Below are 25666 nucleotides of genomic sequence, written 5' to 3' on the forward strand. Positions count from 1 at the left end.
CCGCCCGACCGCCCGACCGCCCGCCGCCCCCGGCCGCCGATCCGTCCCCGTCCGGCTGCGGGGCGGCGGCGCGCGCACGCCACGCAGCGCGACCGGGTTCGCTGCCGATGGTGCGCAGCCCGAAAACGGTACCTAGGGTGGGGGATGCAGGTCTGTGACACGGCCTGGAACGAGTGACGAAGCAGAAGACGCGCGACGCGGTGCCCGGCCCGCCGTGGGCCCGGCCGCGACCAGCGGCGACCCGCGCGGACCGGGTGCACGCTGTCGGGCGTTGGGGATGAACCAAGGGCGGTTCTGAACCATGAGGGATGCATCTCGCCTCGAGCCCGTCTCGGCGAACCCGGGCGACGGCACCGTACTCGCGGCGTGGGAACGGTTCGTGCAGGGCGAGGATCAGGTCCCGGGCGTCCGCCCCCTGGTGGCGGTCTCATGGCGTCGCTGCCGAGAGCAGTACCGGGTCGATCCTCACCTCGCACAGGCCCCGGCGGCCGTCGCGGAGCCCGGCCGTACGCCCGAGCACGATGTCGTCTTCGCCGAGCTGGGTTTTCGTGCCGCCTCGGTGGCACATGAAGTGGGCAACCTCGGTGGCGTCGTCACCGTCACCGATGCCACGGGCCGGATCCTGGCCGAGTGGGGTGATCAAGCCACGCTCGCCCGAGCCGACGCCTCCCATCTGGCGCCCTGGTTCTGCTGGTCCGAGTGCGCGGCCGGCACGAACGGCATGGGCACGGCGCTCGAGGCGCACGGCCCGGTGCCGATCAGAGGCGCGGAGCACTGGTGCCAGGCGTTCCACAACTGGGTGTGCGCGGGCATCGCGGTCCGTGACGTGGTGACCAAGGAACCGATCGCGGTCCTGAGCATCTGCTGCTGGCGCAGCGAGCTTCCCGCGTCCGCGGAATGCTGGCTGGCGAACGCGGCCACGATGACCCAGTACCCGCTGAAGAGGCGGGCCCGGGACAGCGGCGCCGAGCTCGTCGCGGCCTACACCCGGGCCAGGACCCGCTCCGGCGCGGCGCTCGCCGCGGTGGACGCCGCGGGCAAGGTGGTGATCGCCGACGACATGGCAAGCGGGCTCCTGGGCGTCCCGGCTTCCACCCCGGCGGTCGACCCCACGCTGCGCTGGACCCCCGGGCTGCCGGAATTGATCGCAGCCGCCCGGCACGCCACCGGGCAGGCGGCGCACGATCCCGGCTGGGTCGGCTCGACGCAGATCTTCGCCCACCTCGCCGAGGAGCCGACATCGATCAGCATCCGACCGGTCTTCTCCTCCGGACACCTGATCGGGAACCTGGTCTCGTTCGGTGCCTCCGACGGGGTGCAGCTGCCCCGGGCGGAGCGGTCCGCGCACGCCCGCGGGCAGCCGCGCCGACTGGTCGCGCTGCGCGGCAACCGGATGGTGCTGCTGCGGCTGCCGGAAGTCTCCTTCGCCGAATCGCGGGGAAACGACGTGTGGCTCTCCACCGATCAGGGGCGGTTGCGAGCCGCCTCGTCGAGCCTGGACAAGCTCGACGGTGAGCTGGCGGATGTCGGCTTCCTGCGGGTGCACCGCCGGTATGTGGTCAACCTCGGCCGTGTCCGTGAGATCGAGCGCGGACTCAAGGGCGAGCTGTCCCTGGTCATGGATGACCGCACGAACGAGATGGTGCCGGTCTCCAGGCGGAACGCGCCGGCCGTGCGTCGGGCGCTGGGCATCTGACGGCCTCGGAAGGAATCCCGTGTCTGACAGTCCGGACGCCGTTGTCGGCGAGAAGAGCGTGGGGAGCGCGGGCGGCCTCGGCCACTCCGTCCCGGCCGGGCACCGCGGTCACCCGAGGGGGAGCGCGAGCGACCGCGACCGGTGGCCGAACCGGCTCGACCTGGCGATCCTGCGTAAGCACCCCGCCGTGGCCGACCCCATGGGCGAGGACTTCGACTACGCCGCGGAGTTCCGCACGCTCGACCTCGACGCCCTGGCGCGGGACGTCGACGAGGTGCTGACGACGTCGCAGGAGTGGTGGCCGGCCGACTTCGGCCACTACGGGCCGCTGGTGATCCGGATGGCGTGGCACGGCGCCGGGACGTACCGCGTCGACGACGGGCGCGGTGGCGCGGGCGCGGGAATGCAGCGTTTCGCGCCGCTGAACAGCTGGCCGGACAACCGCAACCTCGACAAGGCGCGCCGGCTGCTCTGGCCGGTGAAGAAGAAGTACGGCCGAAAGATCTCCTGGGCCGACCTGATGATCTTCGCGGGCAACCGCGCCCTGGAGACGATGGGCTTCACGACCTTCGGCTTCGCCGGCGGCCGGGCGGACGTCTGGGAGCCCAACGAGGACGTCTACTGGGGGCCCGAGCGGGTCTGGCTGGGCGACGAACGCCACGGCGGCGTCCGGGAGCTGGAGAGTCCGCTGGCCGCCGTCCAGATGGGCCTCATCTACGTCAACCCGGAGGGACCGAACACCGTCCCGGACCCGCTCACCGCGGCCCGGGACATCCGCGAGACCTTCCGGCGCATGGGGATGAACGACGAGGAGACCGTCGCGTTGATCGCGGGCGGCCACACGTTCGGCAAGACCCACGGCGCGGCCGATCCGGACGCCTGTCTCGGCCCCGGACCCGAGAGTGCTCCTCTCGAGGAGCAGGGCCTGGGCTGGAAGAGCGGCTACGGCACCGGAAAGGGCGCGGACGCCGTCACCAGCGGGCTCGAGGGCACGTGGACACCCACCCCGACGACATGGGACAACGGCTTCTTCGAGACCCTGTTCGGCTACGAGTGGGACGTGGAGCTGAGCCCCGCCGGTCTGTGGCAGTGGATCCCGAGGGACGGCGGCGGGGCCGGTACCGTGCCCGACGCCCACGACCCGTCGACGAGCCACGCCCCGACGATTCTGACGACGGACCTCGCCCTGCGGTCGGACCCGGTCTACGAGCCGATCTCACGGCGCTTCCTGGAGGACCCGGACCGGTTCGCGGACGCGTTCGCCCGGGCTTGGTTCAAGCTGACGCACCTCGACATGGGCCCGATCCAGCGCTACCTCGGACCGCTGGTCCCCCGGGAGAGGCTGATCTGGCAGGACCCGATCCCCGCCGTCGACCACGAGCTCGTCGGGGCGGCGGACATCGCCGCGCTCAAGAGCCGGATCCTCGCCTCCGGGCTGCCGGTCTCCCGGCTCGTCTCGACCGCGTGGGCGTCGGCCTCGACGTTCCGCGTCAGCGACAAGCGGGGCGGGGCGAACGGCGCGCGCATCCGCCTCGAGCCGCAGCGCGGCTGGGAGGTCAACGAGCCCGACACGCTGGCACAGGTGCTGCGCACCCTGGAGGAGATCCGGGAGTCCTTCGACGGTTCCCAGACCGGGAACAAGAAGATCTCGCTGGCCGACCTCATCGTGCTCGGCGGAGCCGCCGCCGTCGAGCAGGCCGCCAGGACCGCCGGCCAGGACGTCCGGGTCCCCTTCACTCCGGGACGCACGGACGCCACGCAGGAGTGGACCGACGCGGAGTCCTTCGCCCCGCTCGAGCCGGCCGCGGACGGGTTCCGCAACTACCGAGCCAAGGGCGCCCGGCTGCCGTCGGAGCACCTGCTGGTCGACCGCGCGAACCTGCTGAACCTCAGCGTGCCCGAGATGACCGTCCTGGTGGGTGGCCTGCGGGTGCTGGGCGCCAACCACCGACAGTCACCGCTGGGCGTCCTCACCTCCGCGCCCGGGTCGCTGACCAACGACTTCTTCGTGAATCTGCTCGACCCGGACACGGAATGGACGCCGACATCCGCGACCGCGGAGACCTTCGAGGGCCGCGACCGCGCCACCGGCGAGGTCAAGTGGACCGGCAGCCGCGTCGACCTCGTCTTCGGCTCGAACCCCGAGCTGCGCGCCGTCGCCGAGGTCTACGCGAGTGACGGCGCACGGGAGAAGTTCGTGCGGGACTTCGTCGCCGCGTGGGACAAGGTCATGAACCTCGACCGGTACGACCTCGCTTGATTCCCCCATCGGAGCCCCCAACGGCGGCACATGGGGTACGAACGGTAGCTGGTCGCGGACGAACGGCATGAGCCGCCCCGAGCTGCCGCTCACTCTTGTCGGTGTGATCCGCCCGGCGTAGCGTGTTTATCAGTTGCTAATTCATCCCGCTTTTCGATGTGATTCATCCGGCGTGACATCCGCCTTGGCCGCCGAATATATCCGGCCACCGTTCCGACGTAAAAATGAATTTCAGAGGTCCACTCATTAGAGGTCCCTTCATGAGGAGAGTGAAGCCCCGATGACGACCGCGCAGGAGCGATCCGACCTGCTGGACCAGATCGGGTTGAACACACAGAACAAAGCGGCGCTGGGTCAGGTGCTGGGCACCGGAAGCATCGGCCGGGCCACCGAGGAATCGGACGGCCGCATGAAGGCCACCATTCGCATTCACCCGGATGAACTGACCTGGGATCCCGAAATTCTGGTCATGCCGCACGGAGGCGACATCGAGCTCGAGCTCATCAACGACGACCTGAACACCCACTGCGCGCTGCTGCCGAGCAACGGCGACCGGAAGTTCATCTGGCTGGTGAACCACTCACGGGGACGGGCGAACCTCAACCTCGACGGACCGGGCTACTACTGGTTCGGCTCGCCCACGGGCAACGACGAGGGCCGGGGGCTGACCGGCGCCATCGTCGTCCTGGGGGACGCTCCGCCAGAGGCCCGCCTCGACCGTCCCGAACAGCCGCGACCGTGAGGAGAAGGAGGCGGAGCACATGACCGTCGACTACGTGGACGCGGGTTGGGCCGTCGACCAGGGAAGCCTGAGCGGCAAGGTCGCGGGCGGGGACGTCGCGCCGCCGGTGGTGGCCGGCGTCGACTACGAACGCATACTCCATGCCCGCGAGGAACCCCAGAACTGGCTCACCTACTACGGCGCCTACAACGGACAGCGGTACAGCCCGCTGGACCAGATCAACACGGAGAACGTCAAGCGCATGGTCCCCGCATGGGTCTTCCAGGCGGGCACGACCGGCCTGATCGCGGGCGCGTCGACCTACTCGTTCGAGGCCGCCCCGATCGTCGTCGACGGGGTCATGTTCCTCTCCGGCTGGGACGGCTGGGTCTGGGCCCTGAATGCGAAGACGGGTGTGGAGATCTGGCGGTACAAGCACGCGGTTCCCTTCGACGTGTCCCTGTGCTGCGGGAACGTCAACCGTGGGGTCGCCGTGGCCCAGGGGAAGGTCTTCTTCGTCACGGCGAACGCTCGTGTGCTCGCCCTCGACGCCACCACCGGCAAGCGGGTCTGGGACAGGACCTACGGAGACGTCCGGGCCGGGGAGAGCGCCACGGTCGCACCGCTGGTCGTGAAGAACATGGTCATCGTCGGGAGTTCCGGCGGCGAGTTCGGCGTACGCGGCCACCTCGACGCGTTCGACCTCGAGACCGGCGAGCACCAGTGGCGCTGCTACACGGTGCCGAAGCCGGGGGAGCCCGGCGCGGAGACCTGGCCCGCCGACGGCGAGGCCTGGGCACGGGGTGGGGCGAACTGCTGGCTCACCGGCACCTTCGACCCGGAGACGAACCTGCTGTACGTCGGCACCGGCAATCCGGCGCCCGACTTCGACGGAGCCGTCCGCGAGGGCGACAACCTGTTCACCGACAGCATCATCGCCGTGGACGTGGACAGCGGTCAGATCCGCTGGCACTACCAGTGCACCCCGCACGACCTGTGGGACTACGACAGCATCGCCGAGTGCATCCTGTTCGAGCAGGACGGGCGCAAGCTGCTGGGGCACTTCGACAAGAACGGCTACTTCTTCGTCCTCGACCGCACGAACGGCGAGAGGGTGCGGATCACCCCCTTCGTGGACCGCATCACGTGGGGTGCGATCACGAGGGAGGGCCAGGTGACGGCCAAGGTGTACCCGGACAAGGAGGGGGAACCGGTCCACTTCTACCCGGGTCCCGCCGGCGCCAAGGAATGGACCCACGCGGCCTACAGCCCGAAGACGGGGCTCTTCTACGTCCCGGTCCAGGACACCGGAGCCACGGCCACCCGGCGGCGCCGGGAGTTCAAGGAGAGCATCCCGTACTGGGGCGCGGGCGTTCAGGTGGACATCGAGGACATGGCAGGGGCCATCAGCGCGTTCGATGCCACCGGCGAGGAGAAGTGGCGCTGGCGCAACGAACTGCCGATGTGCGCCTCGGTGCTGGCCACCGGCGGTGACCTGGTGTTCGCCGGTGAGCCTTCCGGCGAGTTCAACGCCTACGACGCGCGCACCGGGGAGGTGCTGTGGCAGTTCCAGTGCGGAAGCGGCCACCACAGCAGCCCGACCACCTACATGGTCGACGGCAGGCAGTACATCGCGGTACCGGTCGGCTGGGGCGGCTGGGCCGAGGGGTTCCTCCCCGGCATGCTCGGCGCCGGGCACGGAAGCGCCCTGCTCGTCTTCGCCCTTCCGGAACCGGTCTAGTGCGTGACCGGAGCCTGCCGCCCTTGGCGGAGAGGAGGTGAATCCATGGAGTCCGACCTCGCTGTGTGGGAGACACCCGAGTTCGACGAGATCGTGGTCGCGGCCGAGGTGACCATGTACCTCGCTCGGTTGGAGGAGTAGCGGACGAGAGGACCAGCGGACGCGGGGCGGCGCCGGAGCTGATCCGGCGCCCCCGGCGGTTCGGGACGGCCACGGACGGCTGGGCCGGCGACGGCCCAGAGCCTCGACGAACGCAGGTGGCGGTGTGTTGCTGCGAGTGCTGGGCTCGGCGGCGGGGGGCGGCTCCCCGCAGTGGAACTGCGGCTGCCCGGTGTGCGCCGCGGTCCGCTCCCGGGCCGGTCTCGCGCGCACCCAGTCGTCGGTCGCGGTCAGCGCCGACCACCGCCGGTGGTTCCTCATCAACGCCTCGCCCGACGTGCGCACCCAGATCGAGGCCTTCCCGGGCCTGCACCCGCGCGAGGACCGGACGACGCCGTTGGAGGCGGTGCTGCTCACCGACGCCGAACTGGACCACACGCTGGGCCTGCTTCTGTTGCGCGAGGCCCGGGCCCTGCGGCTGTACGCCACGCCGGCGGTGCGCAAGACCCTGTGCGACGGCTCGGGGATTCTGCGCACGCTCGAGCGCTACTGCCCGGTCGAGTGGCGCGCGGTGCTCCCCGGAGCCGAACTCGCTCTGTCGGACGGGCTGTCGTGCCGGGTCTTCGACGTGCCCACCAGCAAGCGGGCCCGGTTCGGAGCCGGGCCGGACCACGGCCGCGTCGTGGGGTACCGGCTGACCGACGAGCGCAGCGGGGGGACGCTGGTGTACCTGCCGGGAGTGCAATCGCTGACCCCGGCACTGCGCGGGGAGATCGAGGGCTGCGCGTGCCTGCTGATCGACGGCACCTGCTGGCGCGACGACGAACTCGTACGGCTCGGCCTGGCGGGGAAGACGTCCCGGGAGATGGGCCACCTGCCCGTCGACGGACCGGACGGCAGCCTGGCACAACTGCCCTCGCTGGGGGTGGGGCGGACGGTCTTCGTGCACATGAACAACACCAACCCGATGGTCCTGGAGGACACGCCCGAGCGGCGTACCGTGGAGGAGAACGGCATGGAGGTTGCCATGGACGGCCTTGAGGTCCAGGTGTAGTTGCCGTGACGACGACGGCCACGCCAACCGGCGCCGACGGCTTCGTCGAGGCGTTGCGGGCCCACTCGCGGCGGTACCACGACCAGCATCCGTTCCACGTCCGGATGAACGACGGGCGGCTGAGCCGCCCGCAGATCCGGGGCTGGGTGGCCAACCGCTTCTACTACCAGGAGAACATCCCCCGCAAGGACGCCGCGATCCTCTCCAACTGCCCCGACCTCGAGGTCCGCCGCCGCTGGATCCGACGGATCCTCGACCACGACGGCACCGCCGCCGGCGAGGGCGGCATCGAGGCGTGGCTGCGCCTCGGCGAGGCCGTCGGGCTCACGCGCGAGGAGGTCCGCGACCACCGGCACCTCGTACCCGGTGTGCGGTTCGCCGTCGACGCCTATGTCAACTTCGCCCGGACCCGCCCGTGGGTGGAGGCGGTGGCGTCCTCGCTCACCGAGCTGTTCGCGCCCGATCTGATGGCCGCGCGGCTGGCCGCGTTCGAGCGGTGGTACCCGTGGATCGACCCCGAGGGCCTCGCCTACTTCCGCGCCCGTCTGGAGCAGGCACCCCGCGACTGCGAGCACGCCCTCGAGGTGGTCACCGGGCATTGCCTCTCCGCGGAGTCCCGGGCGCGTGCCGTCGGCGCGCTGTCGTTCAAGTGCGACGTCCTGTGGAGCCTGATGGACGCCGTCGACCAGGCCTATCCGGAGTGACCATCATGGACACGACCCCTACCGGAACCGACCGGACCAGTACCAGGACCCGACCCGGTGCCGGGCTGTCCGGCTCGGACCGGCCCCGGCTCGCCCGCCATGTCCGGCTGGACTTCTCCCGCACCAGGCAGCGTCCGATCCTGCTGCACCCCGAGGCGGTGGTGGTGCTGAACGGGAGCGGCGCGGCCATCCTCGAGCTGTGCGACGGGCGGCACACCGTGGCCGAGATCGTGAGCGAACTGGGCGCGCGCTACCAGACCGTCCCCGACGACGAGGTGCGGGAGTTCCTGACCCGGCTCGTCGCCCGGCACTGGGTGGAGCTCACCGATGGATAGCCCGTTCGGGTTGCTGGCCGAGCTCACCTACCGCTGCCCGCTGGCCTGCCCGTACTGCTCCAACCCGCTGAACCTGGCCGGCTACCAGGACGAGTTGACCACCGGCGAGTGGCTGCGGGTGCTGACCGAGGCCGAGGACCTGGGAGTTCTGCAGTGCCACCTGTCCGGCGGGGAACCGCTGCAGCGGCGCGACCTGGTGGAGCTCGTGGCGCACGCCCACGACCTGGGCCTCTACACCAACCTCATCACCAGCGCCCTCGGCTTCTCGCGTCCGAGGGCCGAGCGACTGCGGGCCGCGGGACTGGACCACGTGCAGATCAGCATCCAGGCCGACGAGCCGACCGTGTCCGACCGGATCGCAGGAACCCCGTCCTTCCACCGCAAGATCGAGGCGATGAGAGTGGTCAAGGAGCTGGGCTGGCCGCTCACCATGAACGTGGTGCTGCACCGGCACAACATCGACCGCCTCGCCGACCTGCTCGCCCTGGCCGAGGAGGTGGGCGCCGACCGGGTGGAGCTGGCCAACACCCAGTACTACGGCTGGGCCTGGCGCAACCGTGACGCGCTGCTGCCGAGCCGGGCCCAGCTGGAGGCGGCCGAGGCCGTCGTACGGGCCGCCGGCGAGCGGCTGCGGGACCGCATGGACATCATCTACGTCATCCCCGACTACTACAGCCGCTACCCGAAGCCCTGCATGGGCGGCTGGGCCTCCCGGCAGCTGACCGTGACGCCGAACGGCGACGTCCTGCCCTGCCCGGCCGCCCAGTCCCTGCCGTTGCCGCGGGCCAGCGTGCGGGAGGACCCGCTGGCGCGGATCTGGGCCGAGGCCCCGGTGATGACCGCGTTCCGGGGGACCGACTGGATGCCGGAACCCTGCCGGAGCTGCCCCCGGCGGGAGGTGGACTTCGGAGGTTGCCGCTGCCAGGCCTTCCTCCTCACCGGCGACGCCGCCCGCACCGACCCGGTCTGCTACCTGTCGCCCGACCACGACCTGGTCGCCAGGGCGGTCGAGGCCGCCAACGCCGACTCGCGGCCCGGCGACCTTCCGCTGATCCCCCGCCCGCACCAGGTTCGCGGGCCGGGCCGCCACCCGGGCGGAGCGGGCCGGACCGCTTCCGGAGCTGAGTGAGTGGGCTAGCTGCCGAACACCAACGGCAGCGCAGCAGCGGCGATGATCAAGGTGACACCGCTCAGCAGGTCCGAGCGGATCCGGATGAGGTGCGCCACAGCCCGCCCGAGCTGCAGCCCGACCAGCGACATCACCGCCGTCATGACGCCGAAGGCGGCGGCCGAAAGCCACGGCGAGAGCCCGAGGATCCCGAGGCTCGCCCCGGCGATCAGGTTGTCCAGGCTCAGCGTCAACGGGATGCCGAACAGCGCCCACGGGTGGTCCAACTCGTCCGGCTCCGGGTTGCGAAGGGCCGAGATGACGAGGTAGAGACCGTACCCGCCGAGCGCGGCCGCGCCCACCACATCGGCGACGTTCCCGATGGACTCCCCGATCTCGCGACCGATCAACAGCCCGACCAGGGGCATGACCGCGTCCCACAGCCCGAAGGTCAGCGCGACCTGCACCGCGCGCTTCAGACCGAATGGGACGGTGCCGAGAGCGATCGACACCCGGAAATTGTCGAGACTGAGCACGAAACCCAGCACCAGCATTTCCCAGATCATGGCGACGTCGCCGCCCGATGACGACCGACGCCGGCAGCAACGACTCCGTCCAGGCTGCTACCCGCCATGATCAATATCATATCTCAGAAGGTCCGCGGACCAAACTCGGTGAGACGATTTCAGAGCGCCTGGCGAGCGTATTCGCGAGGGTCCTTCCCGGGGATCGCGCGGGGCTCGCGACCTCGCAGCCGGCCGCTCCTGAAACACTGACGCATCGACGGAAATCCGCCGGAGCCGATCCTGGGCGAGCCGACGGTCCCGAACGATGCAATCTCGGAATTCCATCCTTACCCGTCACCTTTTCAACATTCGACCGCGAACGCCGCGAGCTCCATCACGGGCGGTTGTTCACAACAGTCCAGGGCGCTGCGCAACCGATGTGGCGATCCTCGGTCGCCCCGCGTCGCGATTCTCGGCCGATCTGCCGCAGCTCGTCACCTCAGACCGTCAGGTGATGTGTCGCAGCAGCGCGGCTACCGCGGGGGGTGCCTCGCCAGGAGGCCGTACCACCATGATCTTCCAGTTCGGCGCGTGCCGGTCGAACCGGTACTGGGATAGATCGGGGAAGCGGTCCGCGATGGACTTGGGCATGATGCAGACGCCCAGGTCGTTGCGGACCAGTTCGGCCGCCGCGACGATGTCGTTCACCTCGAACGTGGTGCTGCGGTCGACGCCCGCGGCCCGGAACGCCCGGTCGACCGCATAGCGGATGGCCCAGCCGGGTGTGAAGTCCACCAGGGGCAACCGGGCGGTGTCGGCGAGGTGGACCTCGCCGTTCGGTGTCGCCCCCGCGAGCACCCGTCGGGGCGCCGCCAGCAGCACCATGTCCTCACGGGACAGGAGACGGGTCGCGAGTCCGCGCTGCTGCTGGCGGTCGAGTGCCACCACGGCCAGGTCGACCGTGCCCTCGCGCAGCGCCTGCCGGATGTCGGCGACGGCCGCCTGCCGCAGCTGCACGACCACACCGGGATGCTCCGCACGCAGCGCGGCCAGCGCGTGGTGGAGTCCCGCCCATACTCCCTGCATGGTGCCGACTGTGACCCGCCCGCGCAGTTGCCCCCGTACGGCGTCGACGGCTTCCCGGGCGAGTTCGGCGGCCCGGAGCGCCGTGCGTGCGGCGGGAACGAACGCCTCGCCGGCCGGGGTGAGGGCGACACGGTGTGTGGTGCGGTCGAACAAGGGGGTGCCCAGTTCGCGTTCGAGGGCGCGCACCGTGGTGGACACGGCGGACTGGACCACGTGCAACCGGCGTGCGGCCGCCGTGAAACCCCCCGTGTCCGCCACCGCGACGACGACCTCCATCTGCCGCAGATCCATCATCCGCTCCCGGTCCAGCAGCGCTCCGTCCGGCGCGAAGGCGACGGGCTTCGATCTTCGCTGCATCGTATGCGGCCGACGGTCCGTCGGGCGGGTGCCGGCTCATGCCGTTCCCAGGTGCCGCCCCACATACGTCGGGGCAGCCGCGGCTGTTCCTCAGGCGCGGACCAGCGGTGTGTCGACCAGATGCTCGGCCAGGAACCACGCCTGCCGTTCGCCGGTCCGGATCACCTGGGAGACCAGCAGGTCGTTGGTGCCGTCGTCACCGTACTCGGCGGTCCGGGCGGCGGCGTCGTGGGCGTCGATGAGGATGGTCTCGTGGGCCTCCAGCAGCCGGGACAGCATGGCCGGCACCTCCTCCACCCCGTCCGGCGGCCGCGGGATCGACGTGATCTCCGCGGCGTGCCGGGGATCGCCCACCGCGACGCCGCCCAGTGACTGGACGCGTTCGGCGATGGTGTCGATGATTTCGAGCTGTTCGCCCGCGTGCTTGTCCAGGACCAGGTGGAGCTGGTAGAAGGTCGCGCCGCGCATCAGCCAGTGGTGCTTCTTGTAGAGGCCGTAGAGGATCTGCGTGTCCGCGAGGACCTTGTTCAGGCGCTGGCACGAGTACATCCGCGCCTCGTAGGACAGGGCGACCGGGAACTGCTTGACGGTCCCGAACTCCTGGATCACCTCGCCCTTCTGGTGCAGCCAGGGCTGGCTGCTGTGCGGGGATGGCGAGTTGGTGGTCATTGGCCGCCTCCTGCGGTGCCGTGCTGTGCGTACCCCGGTGACGCTAGGCGCCTGGTCGGGGGCGTCTTGACCAACAGTGCACGCGGTGATGCCCTGCGGCGCACTGCGCCCGGCCGCTGTCCCGGGGGTTCGCTGTCGGGCAGGCCTCCGTGCGCCGGCGGACTCGGGCCGTTCTCCGGCCGCTCTGGCGTCAGCGGGACGGTCCATGCCCGCACAGCGGGCGGAACGAGGAGAGGCATGAGCGCGAACGAGCAGGCGGATGTGGTGGTCGTCGGGCTGGGGCCAGGGCGGCGAGTACGTCGCCGGCACGCTGGCCGAAGCGGGACTGGACGTCGTGGGGGTGGAACTCGTCGGCGGGGAGTGTCCGTACTGGGCGTGCGTGCCCAGCAAGATGATGACCCGGGCCGGGAACCTGCTCGCCGAGGCGGGCCGGATCCCCGCCCTCGCCGGCGAAGCGGTCGTGACTCCGGACCGGACCAGGGTCGCCGGACGGATCCGCGACGAGGCCACCGACGACTGGAACGACCAGGTGGCCGCGGACCGCTTCACGGCGAAGGGCGGTCGGCTCGTCCGGGGGACGGGGCGCCTCGCCGGGCCGCGCCGTGTGACCGTCGGCGACCGCACGTTCGAGGCCCGGCGCGGTGTCGTGCCGGCCACCGGCGCCCGGCCCCGGATCCCTGCGGTGCCGGGTCTGGAGGGAACCCCGTACTGGACCGACCGGGACGCCATGGCCGCCAAGGAACTGCCGGCGTCCATGGTGGTGCTCGGCGGGGGCGCCATCGGCGTCGAACTCGCCGAGGTCTTCGCCCGCTTCACGTGCGCGGTCACGGTGATCGAGGGGCGGGCGGGACCGGCTGCTGTCGCAGGAGGAGCCCGACGATCGAGACCGCCCTGGGAGCCCTCCGCTGAACCGCATCGCGGCCGTGTGGAAGGAGTTACGGTGCCGCGACGGTGACTCCGCGGCAGGTTTTCGTACCTGGGCCGAGACGGATGGGCCGCGCGGACGGACACCGTAGAGGAAGTCCGTCCGCGCGGCCGCCATGCCGCCCGCCGCCTTGTCAGTCCGTTGCGTACCGCCGTGCGGATGGGATCGGCCACCTCCGTGGGCCGGGACGGAGGTGAGCGTCGGAGCGCGGTGTCAGCCCGCGTGGAGCGCGGAACGCAGGGTGCCGACGGCGAGCGTGATGGCGGCCTCGGCGGCGTGGGTCTCGCGCAGGGCGTTGAGCATCACGAAGTCGTGGATGATGCCCTGGAAGCGCACGGCGGTGACCGGGACACCGGCCTCGCGCAGCTTGTTGGCGTACGCCTCTCCCTCGTCGCGGAGCACGTCGGCCTCGCCGGTGATGACCAGGGCCGGGGGCAGGCCGGTGAGCTGCTCGTTGGTGGCGCGCAGGGGGGACGCGGTGATCTGGGCTCGCTCGGCCTCGTCGGTCGTGTACTGGTCCCAGAACCACTGCATGCCGTCGCGGCGCAGGAAGTAGCCGGTGGCGAACTGGTGGTAGGAGCCGGTGTCGAAGTTCGCGTCGGTCACCGGGTAGAACAGCACCTGCTGCACCAGCGGGACCCCACCGCGCTCCTTGGCCATCAGGGTGAGCGCGGCGGTCATGTTGCCGCCGACGGAGTCGCCGGCCACGGCCAGCCGGGAGCCGTCCAGCTCCTTGGATGCGCCCTGCTCGACGACCCACTTCGCGACCGTGTAGTTCTGCTCGATGGCGACCGGGTAGCGGACCTCGGGGGAGAGGTCGTACTCGGGGAACACCACGGCGGCGCCCGCACCGACGGCGAGTTCGCGCACGAGACGGTCGTGGGTGTGGGCGTTGCCGAAGACCCAGCCGGCGCCGTGGATGTAGAGGATCACCGGCAGGGTCCCCTCGGCGCCGGCGGGCCTGACGATGCGGGCCCGGACACTGCCCGTCGGACCACCCGGGACGGTGATCCACTCCTCGTCGATCGCCGGCTTCTCGATGTCGCCGGACTGCACCTCGTCGACGGCCTTGCGACCCTCCGCCGGGGCCAGGTCGAAGAGATAGGGCGGGTTGGCCGTGGCCTCGGCGAAGGCGGCTGCAGCCGGCTCCAGGACCGGCTGGACCGGTGCGACGGCGTCGGAGTCGGACATGTGAATCTCCCGAGTTCGTGTGGTGCGCCGGTCTCTCCGGCGAGGTGAGGCGGCTCCGGGGCAGGCACAGGGGTCTGCGGAGTCGTCGATGGCCACCCTAGGCCGCGCAGGCGACGCGAATTGTCCCGGAGCGCACCGGATTTGGCCCCACAGTGCAAGGAGAGGCAGTGCACTGCGGAACGCGTCCGGTGCGCTGCCGGGATACACGGACGCTTTGGCTCGAAATAGGCTGGCGGCGCAGCAGTCGAGGTGCGCCGGGTCCGGGTCTGCGCAGCGCACGGAAATCCCACCGGAATGCGGATCGGTTCAGCTCGAGCGCAGCAATCGCGCATGCCCCGATCATCTCTCCCGCTTGCCGCTGTCGCCCCACATGGAAGTCGATGCGGATGCAACCCACGCCGTTCATCTCGCAGGAGGTTGTCGCAAGGTGTCCACGATGGCGGTCGGTGGGCTGGTTCCCCGCGCCACCGACAACGCCGCGGACCTGGTCATCGATGCCGGGGAATCACCAGCGGTCCCGGAAAGCACCTTGCACCGGCTCAGGCGTCCCCGAGCCCCGTGGGTGACTGGGCGTACGGCATCAAGCCTTGCGTGTCGCGCCATTCGCGGGGGGCCATCCCGTAGGCGGCCCGGAACACCCGGCTGAAGTGCGCGGCACTGGTGAAGCCCCATCGGTGTGCCACGGCGGCGATCGTGGAGCCGTTCCCGTGGCGCGCCAGGTCGCGCCGGCACTCCTCCAGGCGACGCCGCTGGATCCACCGGCCGACAGTGGCGTCCTCGCTCTCGAACAGCTTGTGCAGATAGCGCAGGGATATGTGGTGGGCTCGGGCGATGGCCTGCGGCGTCAGATCGGGGTCCGCGAGATGCCGGTCGATGAACGCCTGGATCCGCAGCAGCAGTGCCCGGTTCCCGCCGGGCGTGTCCGCGTTCGACCGGCCGAGAACCTCTTCGGCCACTGCGCCGAGCAGGTCCACGACGTTGCGGGCCATCAGCTCGCTGGTGCGTGGCGGGTAGGTTCCCGCGCCGTCGACGAGTCCGGCCAGGAAGGGCGCGAGCAGACCGCCGAGGGGCGTGCCAGGGCTGATTGGGGATGCCGTGAGATGAGCCAAGTCGGACTCGCTCAGGCCCAGGACGTCTCTCGGCAGGACGAGGGACTTCGTCCGGAAGGACTGGGGAAGATTCAGACGGAGGGGGCGCGCCGTGTCATAGAGGAAGATGTCCCCCGGTCCAAGGAGCGCTTCGCGGCCGTCCTGCTCCAGCCGGGCGACTCCTCTGTCCAGCAGTTTGACGACGACGTGCGCCTCTTCGCCGCCCTGTGCGACGAGTCGGCGCGTTCGCAGGGCGGACAGGCAGTCGCCCTCGACGGTGACGGCCCGGAGCCTGCCGAGCTGTGCCGTACGGATCGTCCCGGAGTGCACCTCGGCGGGGACGGTCATGTCCACGGCGCCGAAGGCCTGCGACAGGGCTTCGCGCCAGTAGGCCCGTCTGCGGTGGACGGGCAGCGAATCGGTGGTGTGGAAGCTGCCGGGGGCGCTTCTGTCCAGGACATCCGGCGACATGATCTCCGCCCTTCGACTGATGTGCTTGCTGAAACACCGTGTCACCGGGGCGGAGCTCAGCACATCGCGTGAAACCGCTAGATCAGGGACGCAGGACGCAGAGGAGGCCACCCGTCACTTGGTGGTATCGCCGGTGGCGCCGGCGGTGACGTAGCGCTGGGCGACGACGAGCAGTACGGCGGCGGGGACGGCCGCCATGACTGTGGTGGCCATGATGGCGTTCCACTGGTTCGTGTGGGCCCCGATGTACTGGTAGATGCCCAGGGTGATCGGCCGAACGGCATTCGTGGTGGTCAGTGTGAGGGCGAAGAGGAAGTCGCTCCAGGTGAAGAGGAAGGTGAAGACGGCGGCGGTGATCAGTGCGTTCCGGCTCACCGGGAGCACCACGGAGCGGAAGACGCGCATCGTTCCGGCGCCGTCGACGCGCGCGGCCTCGATGATCTCCCTGGGAATGCTCCGCATGAACGAACGCATGATGATGATCGCGAAGGGAACCCCGGCGGTGGAGTCGGCGAGGATCAGTCCGAGGTAGGAGTTCAGGAGTCCCAGGTCGTTGTAGGCGCTGTAGAGCGCGTTGGCCACGACGACGCCCGGCACCATCTGTGTGATCAGGATGCCGAAGAGCACGAGGTTGGCTCCGCGGAGGGGGAACCGGGCCAGCGCGTAGGCCGCCGGCGCGGCGAGGGAGAGGCTGAGGGCGACGCTGCCGAGGGCTACGACGAGGCTGGTGACGAGGTTGCGTCCCTGGTCGCGCAGCGCGGTGACGTATCCGCTGAGGTCCGGATGGAGGGGAAACCAGTCTCCCCGCAGTGTGTTGCCCGCGGGCTGGAGGGAGGCGTTCACCATCCAGTAGACGGGAAACAGCATCAGCGCCAGAAGGGCGATCCCGACGACGGTGGACGGCCGGCCTCGGCCTTGTGCGCGCTTCACGGAATCACCTCTCAGAGGTTCCGGGCGCGACGGTTGGCGCGCAGGTAGACGATGGCGAATGCGAGCGAGACGACGACGAGTACGTTGCTCATCGCGGCACCGCGCCCGAACTCGGACTGACGAAAGGACAGTTCGTAGGCCTGGGTGGCGATGGTCTGAGTGGCGCCTGCCGGTCCTCCGCCCGTCACCACGAGGATGATGTCCAGCACCTTGACCGTGTAGATCGCGCCCAGCACCAGCACGACGCTCACCACGGGCCGCAGCAGCGGCCAGGTGACATGGCGGAACGACGCCAGTGGGCCGGCGCCGTCCAGCTTCGCCGCCTCGTACAGGTGCGTGGGGATGTCCTGCAGGCCGCCGTACAGGATCGCGGTGTTGAAGGGGATGCCGACCCAGATGTTGACGAGGATCACCGACACCAGCGCCTGTGAGGTGCCGGTGAGCCAGGGAACGCCGGACGACGAGAGACGGAGGCCGCGCAGCGCCGCGTTGACGACTCCCGTGTCGGGGTCGAGCATCCACCTCCATGTGGTCCCGGAGACGACCAGCGGCAACAGCCACGGCAGCAGCAGAAGCGAGCGCAGAACGCCGCCGAGCGGGAAGCGGCGCTGGAAGAACAGGGCGAAGGCCAGGCCGAGCACGAACTGCCCGCATATCGAGCCGGCCGTGAACAGGACCGTGGTCAGCAGAGCTCTGGGGAACAGGTCCGACGCCAGGATCTTCGAGTAGTTCTCCAGCCCCACGAACGGCGCGGCACCCGTGTAGAACGTCGTGGTCGTGTACTGCTGGAGGCTCATCACGATGTTCTTGACGATCGGGTAGCCGAAGAACAGCAGCAGGTACGTCGCGGCGGGCACGATGAACATCCACTGGGCCAGCCGCTCCCGGAAACGCGCCCGGGCCGGGTCAGTCACGGGCCACGATCCGCTGCGCACGCCTGAGGGCTTCCTGCGGCGACTGCTCACCCGTGAGCGCGGACTGGATGGCGGTGTATATCCCGGTCGCCGCCTTGGGCCATCTGACGCCGAGTTCGCTGGTACGGGCGCGCGCCGCTTTCACGCTCTTGACGAAGGCGCTCATCGACGGGGTCTGCTCGGCGTACTGGGCGGCCACCTCGGTGCGGGAGGGCACGGTGAAGTGCTGCTTGGCCAGTGTGAGCATGTTCGAGGAGTTGTTCAGGCAGGCGAGAACCTGGGCGGCCTTCTTCTGCCGGGCCTTGGAAGGGTTCTGCGGGACCGTCCACACCTCACCGCCGAGCGGCGTGACCGGAGTCTGCCCTGTCCGGGGAACGGGGATGGGGGCCACTCCCCAGTGCAGGTTCTTGTCCTTGTCCAGGGCCGGGATCCGCCAGGGACCGTTGACCATCATGGCCGTCCGTCCGGCGGCGAACTGATCGTGGACGTCGGCCTGTGTCCAGTTCAGCACCGACTTCGACATGGATCCGCTCTTCACCAGGTCGACCCACAGCTGAAGTGCCTGTGCCGCCTTTGGGGTGTCCAGCTTCTTCTCGTCGCCGCCGTTGGACCACAGGAAGGGCAAGAACTGCCAGGCGCCCTCGAAAGTGGCGTTCGCGTCGACCGCCATGCCGTAGCGCCCGGGACGTGTCAGCCTGGCCGCTGCCGCCTTCAGCTCCTCCCAGTTCCTCGGTACTGCCACGCCGGCCTCGGCGAGCATGTCCTTGTTGTAGAAGAGGGCGACCGTGCTGACGTAGGGGGCCAGGCCGTACACCTTTCCCTCGTACGTGCCCGCCGACAGGATGCCCTTGGCGAAGCCGCCCGAGTCGATGCCGTACTGGTCCAGCGGGGTCAGCGCACCGGTCTGTGCGATCTGCTGCAGATCGGCGTTGTCCAGCATCAACAGGTCGGGAAGGGTCCGCGACGACGCCTGCTGGAGGACCTTGGGGATGAGCGACGCTCCGGGAACGCTCGTCTGCTCGACTCTTACACCGGCGGTCTTGCCACAGGCGGTGAGCATCTCGCCCCACTGGGTGTGTTCGGGTTCGTCGGTGTAGTAGTCGAGCACGGTGATGGAGGTGACCTTGCCTGTGGCGGACCCGGCACCGGTTCCGCCACCGCACCCGGTGGTGGCGAGCACCAAGGCGATGATCCCGGTCAAAAGGGCGGCGGTTCGCCGCGTCGGCGGTCTGGCCGGTGAGGTCATGCTGGTGCCTTTACCGAGTGGCTGTCTGTGGCCGGGGTGGGTGTCGCGAAGGTGATCGGACTTCAGGGGGTGCGGTCGGAATGCTCCAAAGAGGCACATTCCGTTCGAACGCATGTTATAGGGTCCTGGCCGGCCGACGGCGTGGAGCATCCGGACGACCGACGTCCGTAGGACGCGGCGGCGGTCCCGTGGACACGAGGACGCGGGATCACCCCTTCCACCTGCTCAGAAGACGTGCCGAAGCCCATCGTCAGCGCAGTCACCGGGATCACTGCCCTGTTCGGCGGCTTCCCGGATCATCGCCGCCACGGCGTCGGGTTGCGACAGCACCACGGCGTGCGAGGCGTCCAGCACGTATTCGGTGGCCGCCATGCGTTGCGCCATGAAGCGCTGAGCGGTGGGGCTGAGTATCCGGTCGGCGGTCGCGATGGCGTACCAGGACGGCTTGGAGGCCCATGCCGGCGGACCCGATCTACTGGTCAGCGCGCCGCAGGCGACCGGGCGTTGCGTCACGGACAGCACCTTCTTGACACCGGTCGGCAGGTCGTCGGCGTACACCTGCGGGAACCGTTCCCTATGGATGTAGAGCTCGGTGTCCGGGCCGCCGGGAACCTGGGCGGGGAGGGCGGCGGCACAGGTCGCGTCGGCCCCCGGCACGGGGGCGAAGCGGTTCGTGATGTCCAGGACGCACTCGCCCGTGTCGAGCCCGAACGCCGCGACGTAGCACAAGGCCACGACGTTGTCGGCGTCGGTGGCGGCGTGGGTGATCACCGCGCCGCCGTAGTCGTGGCCGACCAGCACGACCGGGACGTCGATGTCGCGCACCACGCTCCGGATGTAGGCGGCGTCCTGCGCCAGACCGCGCAGCGGGTTCGCCGGGGCGCGCACGGTCAGCCCGGCGGCGTGAAGGAGGCTGATGACCTCAGCCCACGACGAGGCGTCGGTGAACGCCCCGTGCACAAGCACGATGGTCGGCGGTAGGGGAGTGGATCTGTGCATGCCGATGACCTCCGGCTGAGTGCGGGGACGCCCCAGCCAAGCGCGTTCACGTTGTCGGGGCATCGCGTGAACGTACCAAGGTCTCCGCTCAGCCGTCGGGCAAGGCCATGACCAGATTGGCCAGCTGGACCCGGGAGTTGACCGACAGCTTGCGGAAGACGGACGTCAGGTGGGTGTTGACGGTGTGCGGGGAGACGACGAGCAGGTCGGCGGCCGACCGGTTGGTGTGCCCCTCGGCGATAAGGCGCGCGACCTTCTTCTCCGACGCCGTGAGGGCGCCCCAGCCCTGGACGGGGCGCCGCGAGGCCGCTGCCCTGCGGCTGCCGGCTCCGGCACCCTCCAGAGCGCGCTGTACGCGTGCCGCTGCGGCGTGGGCGCCTGACTCCGCGAACGTGTCACGGGCGTGAGTCAGCGAGGCCACCGCCTGATGTTTCCGGCCGGCTGCCAGCAGTGCCTGTCCGAGATCGGCGTATGCGGCGGCCCGGACCAGTGGGCGAGGGCTTGCCTTGAGCAGCTCGACGGAGCGTTCGAGCATGGCGAGGTCGTTCTTCACGAGCCCGAGGGCCTGCGCCGCGATGCCCGTGGCGGTCGGTACGGCGGGATTGCGTGCGGCGTGGGCTTCGGCCTGTGCGGCCAGGTCCTGGGCGAGCTCGTGCTCGGCGCCCCGCAGGGCCATGCGTATCGCGGAATCGACCCAGTCGCGCAACAGCCGCCAACGCATAAAGAAACCTTCCTGCTGTACTTGCCGAACCTTGTCGACGGCAAGCCCGACGTCCCCGTCGGCCTCGGCGTGGACGGCTTCCAGGAAGCGCACCGCCGCTGTGTTCCCCGGGTTCGGCTTGACCGCCAGTCCCACCCGCGCTGCGGCCAAGTGCTCGCGCGCCGCTTCCCGGTCGCCTCGCAGCAGAGCGATTCTGGAGCGGATCACGCGACCGTTCACCTGGTGGACGGGTACCTGTACCTCGTCTTCCAGGCGCTCCATGGTCACGAAGTCCGCGTCGGCGTCGTCGAGCCGGCCGAGCCCCAGATCGTGCTGGCCCTGTGCCCACAGCATCATTGCCTGACGCATCGCCCTGGCATCGTCCGTCGCCTGCGAGAGCAGCCGTTCGCCGGCCGCGAAGTCGTCCACGTGCAGGTGAGCGACGATCTCTTCGGGAAGGAAGGCGGAATCGACGGCGCTGAGTGCGGCGAAGCGCTCCAGCGCGACCGCGTTCTCACCCGCGTTCTGCGCGATCTCACCGAGCCCGAACAGGGCCAGGACGTGCGCCTCACGGTCACCGATGGTGGTAGCGGCACGCAGCGCGGTCTCGCCGGCCTCACGCGCCGCGGCGAGATCATGGTCCCGGGACAAGGCCAGTGCGCGCAGGGCGGCCAGCCTCGCCGCGATCTCGGGGGCGGCGCCTCCCATGGCGAGGCCAGCTTCGGCCCGGCGGCGCAATTCGCCGGCGAGATCCATGTTCCACAGCGTCCCGCCGAGGGTGGCCTGCAGCCGGCTGAACACCTCCAGCGGTGGCCGGGAGGCCAGTAGCCGGTCGCCTGCCGACAGCGCCTCCCGGTTCCTGCCGGCCCGAGTCAAGCAGAGGATCGTCTGCTCACCCACGGTGAACCTCAGCGGCCGCCCCGCCGGCACCAGTTCGAGGGCGCGCGTCATCAGGTCGGCCGCGAGGCCAGGCGTGACCGGCACCACGTCGTCGGCCGCTCGTTGCAACAGCGCCACGGCTTCCTCGTCTCCGGGCCGGGCTCCCCTGAGGATGTGCGGCACCGCGTCGATCGGCCGGTGGCCCGCGGCGACGAGGTGGTGAGCAGCCTCCCGGTGAAGAGCCTTCCGGGCTGACGGCGGGATGTCTGCGTAGACCGCCTGGCGCAGGAGGTCGTGCCGGAAGACCAGATGATCGCCGTCGTCGTCGAGGAGTCCGGCGCGCACGGCTTCGTCGAGCGCCGCGACCGATGCGGCGGTCGGTTGGCCGCAGAGCGCCGCGGCGTCGTGGAAGCTGAAACTGCGGCCCAGCACGGCTCCCATCCGAAGGAAGCGCAGTGTGCCGGGTTGCAGGGACTTGAGTCTGGCGCGCACACCCACCACCAGCCGTGGGGGCATGGGTTCGTCCGAGGCCTCGGCGGTCCGCAGTCCCGCGAGCATCTCGACTGCCAGAAAAGGGTTCCCACCGGCTCCGTCCAGCAAGTCCCGAACGCGCCCGTCGACCACTGCCCCGAGTGTGTCGCCTGCCAGTTGATCGATGGCCACGCCGGACAGCGGCCCCAAGGTCATCGTGACCGTCGGGAGGTTGCCGGTCGCGGCTGCGACGACGTCTTCCGCCGGAGCGGCGGGCTCCCGTCGACCGGTCAGCAGCCACAGAACCGGCGAGGTCCGCAGGCGTGTCGGAAGCTGCTTCAGGGCGAACAGGCTCAGCGGGTCGGCCCACTGCACGTCGTCCAGACCGATCAGTACGGGCGCGCTGCCCGCTGTGGCCTCGATCGCCTCCGCCAGGCGTTCCACCAGCCAGATCCGCTGATCGTGATTGCGGGTGAGATCGCCGAAGGCATCGCCGGACAGCAGCGGCTGGTCGCCGTGCAGAACGCAGGCCGCCAACGACGAGAACGGCACGATGTGATGAAGCTCATCGGCCTTGCCGAGGCCGACCGAGAATCCCGCTGCCCTGGCCCTGGAGACGGCCTCGACGAGCAACGTGGTCTTACCGATGCCCGGTTCGCCCTGGATCAGGGCCAGCCCGCCGCTGCCGGTGCGGGCCACCGAGGCGATCAGCGCCTGCAACTCCTCGATTTCGGCCTCTCGGCCGCGTAGACCGCTACGGGTCAGCGATCCGTGTGGCCCCGCCACTCATGTCCCTTCCGTTCCGCGCTCGCCTGTCGGAGCCGGACCCAGCCACTGCGGGCGAGTGACCGCACCCGGTCCCTTCCTCCGACGTGAAGATCCTCGCAGAGAGCCGCGGACGTGCACATCACATGAGTCCCGGCCGATCGTAACAGGGGGCATGGGATGCGAAGCGGTCACTCTCTGTGTTCGCGCGCGTCCACCAGCCGGGCGAGTTCGATCCGGGAGGTGATGCCGAGCTCGGTGAACGCGTGACGCAGGTCGGAGCTCACGGTGTGCGGTGCGACCGCGAGGCGCTCCGCGGTCTGCCGGTTCGTGAGGCCTTGAGCCACCAGACGGATCAGCGCGACCTCCGAGGCGGTCAACTCCGGCCACATCGTGACGGACCCCTTGGACGTCGCACGGCGCCGAGGCGATCCCAGGGCCCGCGGGCGACGGCGTACGCGTGCGGCGTCGCGCTCGGCGCCGGCCCGGGTGTGGAGGTCGAGCGCCTGGTCGAGGTGGGGCACGGCGTGGACGGCGCGCCGCGCGGCCGGCTTGCGCCCGGTGTCCAGCGCCGGGGCCCGGGGAACCGGCCGGGGGACGCCGACGTACGACTCGACCGAGCGCAGGAGAAGGCCGAGGTCGTCGTCGAGCAGTGCGATGATCGCCGGCCGCTCCGGGCATGCTGCCTCTCGGATCCCGTTCCCGGCCTGCCTTTACGTGCCCCTCTCGGACCGGTCACGGGGTTGTGGCGCCGGGCTTCGCCGCCGCACGCTGCCGGCGCTCGGTGGTCCAGTAGAGGAGGGCGATCAAGGGCAGGGCGGCGCCGAGGACGGTGAGCGCGCTCCAGCCTCCGGCGTGGTAGACGACCGAGCCGAGTTGGGAGCCGACCGCGCCGCCCGCGAAGAACGTGGCGATGAAGGCGCTGTTGAGGCGGGCGCGGGCGGCGGAGTCGAGTTGGTAGATGGTGTGCTGGCCGAGGATCAGGGTGGTCTGTACGGCCGTGTCGACGAGGATCGCGGCCAGAGCGATCAGTACGACGCTGTGTCCGCCGAACCCGGCGAGCGCGAAGGCCAGGGCGGCGACCACGAACGCGATGCCGGTCATGGGGCGGACGAGCCCCCGGTCGGCCCAGTGCCCGGCGAACGGGGCTACGGCCGCGCCGGCCGCGCCGACGAGGGCGAACACTCCGACTCCGACCGAGGAGTAGTGGAAGCGGGGACCGGTCAGGACGAAGGAGACCGTGGTCCAGAAGGCACTGAAGGCGCCGAACATCGCCGCCTGGTAGAGACCGCGGCGCAGCAGTGCCGGGTGCGTGCGCGCCAGCCGGACGGTGGAGCGCAGCACGTGGTGGTACGGCATGGTCGTGGTGGGCGCGTGCTGCGGCAGGGCCGCGCGGAGGGCCACCGCGAGCACGGCCATCAGGGCGGCGGAGCCGAGGAAGACGACACGCCAGCCGGCGAGGTCCGAGACCAGACTGCTCAGCGTGCGGGAGAGCAGGATGCCGGTGAGCAGGCCGCTCATCACCCGGCCGACGACACGGCCCCGGGCGTGGTCGGGAGCGAGGCCGGCGGCGAAGGGTACGAGGACCTGGGCGACGACCGAGGTGGCGCCGCTGACCAGTGAGGCGATCAGCAGCATGGGGAAGCTGGTGGCGAGCCCCGCCGCCACCAGGGCGACGGTCGTGACCGCCAGCAGGACGGTGATCAGGTTGCGCTTCTCCAGGCGGTCACCGAGCGGGACGAGGAAGAGCATGCCGATCACGTAGCCGACCTGAGTGAGCGTGATCAGTGCGCCGGTGGTGGCCGTGCTGGTATGGAAGACAGCGCTCAGTGACGACAGCAGAGGCTGGGCGTAGTACAGGTTGGCGACCGTCATGCCGGAGGCGACTGCCAGGAGCGCGACCAGCCAACCCGGCACGCCGTGAGGGGCGGTTGCGGTTGCGAGCCGGCGCGAGCTCCGGATATCGGGCGAGGCGGACATGTGCACCTTCTTGACGAGGAGAGCCGGATACCGGCGCGGACACGAGTGCTGTGGGGTGGCCGGCAGCTTCTTTGATGCCGTCACGCAGGCAACAGCGTCCGTCCACCCTCGGTGCTTCCCTGTCTGATGCGATGGTTCGGAATGTCAGTCATCTCCATCGGAGATAAGCCGCAGCTTCCCCTGCCGCCGGCGCCTCGGGCCCGCCCGTGGCGGCCGAGGCGCAGGGGTCGACCCGGATCACGCACACGGCCCCGGAACAGCCGCGACGGACCTGTGGTGGCGGCCGCCCCTCGAAGAGATCGAGGACGGACCGTGTCCGGGCTGCCGGTGGCGTCGGGCGAGCGGTCCGTCGGCGTGAGGCCGCCCGTAGCGGTGGCGGCGAGGCCGTCACTCGGCTCGGAAGGCCGGGAGCAGGTCATGGCACGGGCGGGTCACTGCGACAGCACGGTCCTCAGCCACCGCAGGACTTCGGGGGTCACGGGCTCGGCGATGTCGGCGAATTCCTGGTGCCTCTTGAGGAACTTCGCCACGTAGGGGCAGACCGGCACGGCGCGTCTCCCGGAAGCACGTGTGTCGGTCAGGGCCTGCTGGACGAGGAGCGAGGCCAGGCCCTGACCGGCGAAGGCGTCATCGATTTCGGTGTGGTAGAAAACGCGCTGGCCGTCGCGGTCGCGGTAGGCGGTGAGGCCGACGGTCTCGCCGTCGAGGAGTATGTCGTACCGGTGCTTGGCGTCCACTCGCTGGACGGCCGGGGCGGCGGGCTGTGTCATC

The 25666-nt window shown here is 70.2% G+C and carries 23 protein-coding genes; 10 read left to right on the top strand and 13 right to left on the bottom strand.

The window, feature by feature from the left end; genetic code table 11:
• Positions 1–301: 301 nt before the first annotated feature.
• The 9 genes from BZY54_RS28245 to pqqE all read left to right on the top strand — a co-directional run bounded on the left by BZY54_RS28245 (position 302) and on the right by pqqE (position 9739).
• Entirely contained in the window at positions 302–1696 is a 1395-nt protein-coding gene (locus BZY54_RS28245) for a DNA-binding protein (RefSeq protein WP_086728161.1), read from the top strand.
• 19 nt (positions 1697–1715) lie between these two features.
• Positions 1716–3956, top strand: coding sequence for a catalase/peroxidase HPI (katG, locus tag BZY54_RS28250; protein ID WP_086728162.1), 2241 nt, complete (start codon positions 1716–1718; stop codon positions 3954–3956).
• A gap of 280 nt (positions 3957–4236) precedes the next feature.
• Positions 4237–4698: an MSMEG_3727 family PQQ-associated protein gene (locus tag BZY54_RS28255; RefSeq protein ID WP_086728163.1), complete on the top strand. Its 462-nt coding sequence runs from the start codon at positions 4237–4239 to the stop codon at positions 4696–4698.
• A 19-nt stretch (positions 4699–4717) separates the two neighbouring features.
• Positions 4718–6418, top strand: a complete 1701-nt coding sequence (locus BZY54_RS28260) for a PQQ-dependent dehydrogenase, methanol/ethanol family (protein ID WP_086728164.1) — start codon at positions 4718–4720, stop codon at positions 6416–6418.
• Positions 6419–6463: 45 nt separating this feature from the next.
• The gene (gene pqqA / locus BZY54_RS28265) at positions 6464–6559 is read left to right on the top strand and encodes a pyrroloquinoline quinone precursor peptide PqqA (protein ID WP_086728165.1); all 96 of its coding nucleotides are present in this window, start codon (positions 6464–6466) and stop codon (positions 6557–6559) included.
• Positions 6560–6683: 124 nt separating this feature from the next.
• Positions 6684–7571, top strand: coding sequence for a pyrroloquinoline quinone biosynthesis protein PqqB (gene pqqB / locus BZY54_RS28270; protein WP_086728166.1), 888 nt, complete (start codon positions 6684–6686; stop codon positions 7569–7571).
• A 5-nt stretch (positions 7572–7576) separates the two neighbouring features.
• On the top strand, positions 7577–8275 hold the full coding sequence (gene pqqC, locus BZY54_RS28275; protein ID WP_086728167.1) for a pyrroloquinoline-quinone synthase PqqC: 699 nt from the start codon (positions 7577–7579) through the stop codon (positions 8273–8275).
• 5 nt (positions 8276–8280) lie between these two features.
• Positions 8281–8610, top strand: coding sequence for a pyrroloquinoline quinone biosynthesis peptide chaperone PqqD (gene pqqD, locus BZY54_RS28280; RefSeq protein ID WP_086728196.1), 330 nt, complete (start codon positions 8281–8283; stop codon positions 8608–8610).
• Positions 8603–9739: a pyrroloquinoline quinone biosynthesis protein PqqE gene (gene pqqE, locus BZY54_RS28285; protein WP_086728168.1), complete on the top strand. Its 1137-nt coding sequence runs from the start codon at positions 8603–8605 to the stop codon at positions 9737–9739. Before pqqD ends, pqqE begins: the two co-directional genes overlap by 8 nt.
• Positions 9740–9744: 5 nt before the next feature.
• On the opposite strand, the gene BZY54_RS28290 is transcribed toward pqqE, so the two are convergent.
• The 3 genes from BZY54_RS28290 to BZY54_RS28300 form a co-directional block, all read right to left on the bottom strand.
• A complete protein-coding gene (locus BZY54_RS28290) occupies positions 9745–10272 on the bottom strand; it encodes a manganese efflux pump MntP (RefSeq protein ID WP_244217371.1) in 528 nt (175 codons plus the stop codon).
• A gap of 459 nt (positions 10273–10731) precedes the next feature.
• A complete protein-coding gene (locus BZY54_RS28295) occupies positions 10732–11667 on the bottom strand; it encodes a LysR family transcriptional regulator (RefSeq protein WP_244217372.1) in 936 nt (311 codons plus the stop codon).
• A gap of 90 nt (positions 11668–11757) precedes the next feature.
• Positions 11758–12336 carry a Dps family protein gene (locus BZY54_RS28300; protein ID WP_086728170.1) on the bottom strand — a complete coding sequence of 193 codons (579 nt, stop codon included), beginning with the start codon at positions 12334–12336 and terminating at the stop codon, positions 11758–11760.
• Positions 12337–12595: 259 nt separating this feature from the next.
• Between BZY54_RS28300 and BZY54_RS28305 the strand changes: the two genes are divergently transcribed.
• Positions 12596–13291, top strand: coding sequence for an FAD-dependent oxidoreductase (locus BZY54_RS28305; RefSeq protein ID WP_244217373.1), 696 nt, complete (start codon positions 12596–12598; stop codon positions 13289–13291).
• A gap of 183 nt (positions 13292–13474) precedes the next feature.
• Here BZY54_RS28305 and BZY54_RS28310 read toward each other — a convergent pair whose 3' ends face one another.
• The 10 genes from BZY54_RS28310 to BZY54_RS28355 all read right to left on the bottom strand — a co-directional run bounded on the left by BZY54_RS28310 (position 13475) and on the right by BZY54_RS28355 (position 25665).
• A complete protein-coding gene (locus BZY54_RS28310; RefSeq protein WP_086728171.1) occupies positions 13475–14452 on the bottom strand; it encodes an alpha/beta hydrolase in 978 nt (325 codons plus the stop codon).
• 539 nt (positions 14453–14991) lie between these two features.
• Positions 14992–16011 (bottom strand): AraC-like ligand-binding domain-containing protein, encoded by a 1020-nt coding sequence (locus tag BZY54_RS28315; RefSeq protein WP_086728172.1) that lies wholly within the window; start codon positions 16009–16011, stop codon positions 14992–14994.
• A 114-nt stretch (positions 16012–16125) separates the two neighbouring features.
• Positions 16126–16941: a carbohydrate ABC transporter permease gene (locus BZY54_RS28320; protein WP_086728173.1), complete on the bottom strand. Its 816-nt coding sequence runs from the start codon at positions 16939–16941 to the stop codon at positions 16126–16128.
• Between the two features lie 11 nt (positions 16942–16952).
• Positions 16953–17807 (bottom strand): carbohydrate ABC transporter permease, encoded by an 855-nt coding sequence (locus BZY54_RS28325; protein ID WP_086728198.1) that lies wholly within the window; start codon positions 17805–17807, stop codon positions 16953–16955.
• Positions 17808–17847: 40 nt separating this feature from the next.
• Positions 17848–19035 (bottom strand): sugar ABC transporter substrate-binding protein, encoded by a 1188-nt coding sequence (locus BZY54_RS28330; RefSeq protein WP_244217374.1) that lies wholly within the window; start codon positions 19033–19035, stop codon positions 17848–17850.
• Between the two features lie 291 nt (positions 19036–19326).
• A complete protein-coding gene (locus BZY54_RS28335) occupies positions 19327–20100 on the bottom strand; it encodes an alpha/beta fold hydrolase (RefSeq protein ID WP_244217375.1) in 774 nt (257 codons plus the stop codon).
• An 88-nt stretch (positions 20101–20188) separates the two neighbouring features.
• Positions 20189–22936, bottom strand: a complete 2748-nt coding sequence (locus BZY54_RS28340; protein WP_086728175.1) for a helix-turn-helix transcriptional regulator — start codon at positions 22934–22936, stop codon at positions 20189–20191.
• Positions 22937–23106: 170 nt separating this feature from the next.
• Positions 23107–23439, bottom strand: a complete 333-nt coding sequence (locus tag BZY54_RS28345) for a helix-turn-helix domain-containing protein (RefSeq protein ID WP_244217377.1) — start codon at positions 23437–23439, stop codon at positions 23107–23109.
• 211 nt (positions 23440–23650) lie between these two features.
• Positions 23651–24832 carry an MFS transporter gene (locus BZY54_RS28350; protein WP_244217378.1) on the bottom strand — a complete coding sequence of 394 codons (1182 nt, stop codon included), beginning with the start codon at positions 24830–24832 and terminating at the stop codon, positions 23651–23653.
• A 494-nt stretch (positions 24833–25326) separates the two neighbouring features.
• Positions 25327–25665, bottom strand: a complete 339-nt coding sequence (locus BZY54_RS28355; protein ID WP_086728178.1) for a GNAT family N-acetyltransferase — start codon at positions 25663–25665, stop codon at positions 25327–25329.
• Between the last annotated feature and the right edge of the window lies 1 nt (position 25666).

The sequence above is a fragment of the Streptomyces carpinensis genome, from assembly GCF_002154505.1.
GTDB lineage: Bacteria > Actinomycetota > Actinomycetes > Streptomycetales > Streptomycetaceae > Streptomyces > Streptomyces carpinensis.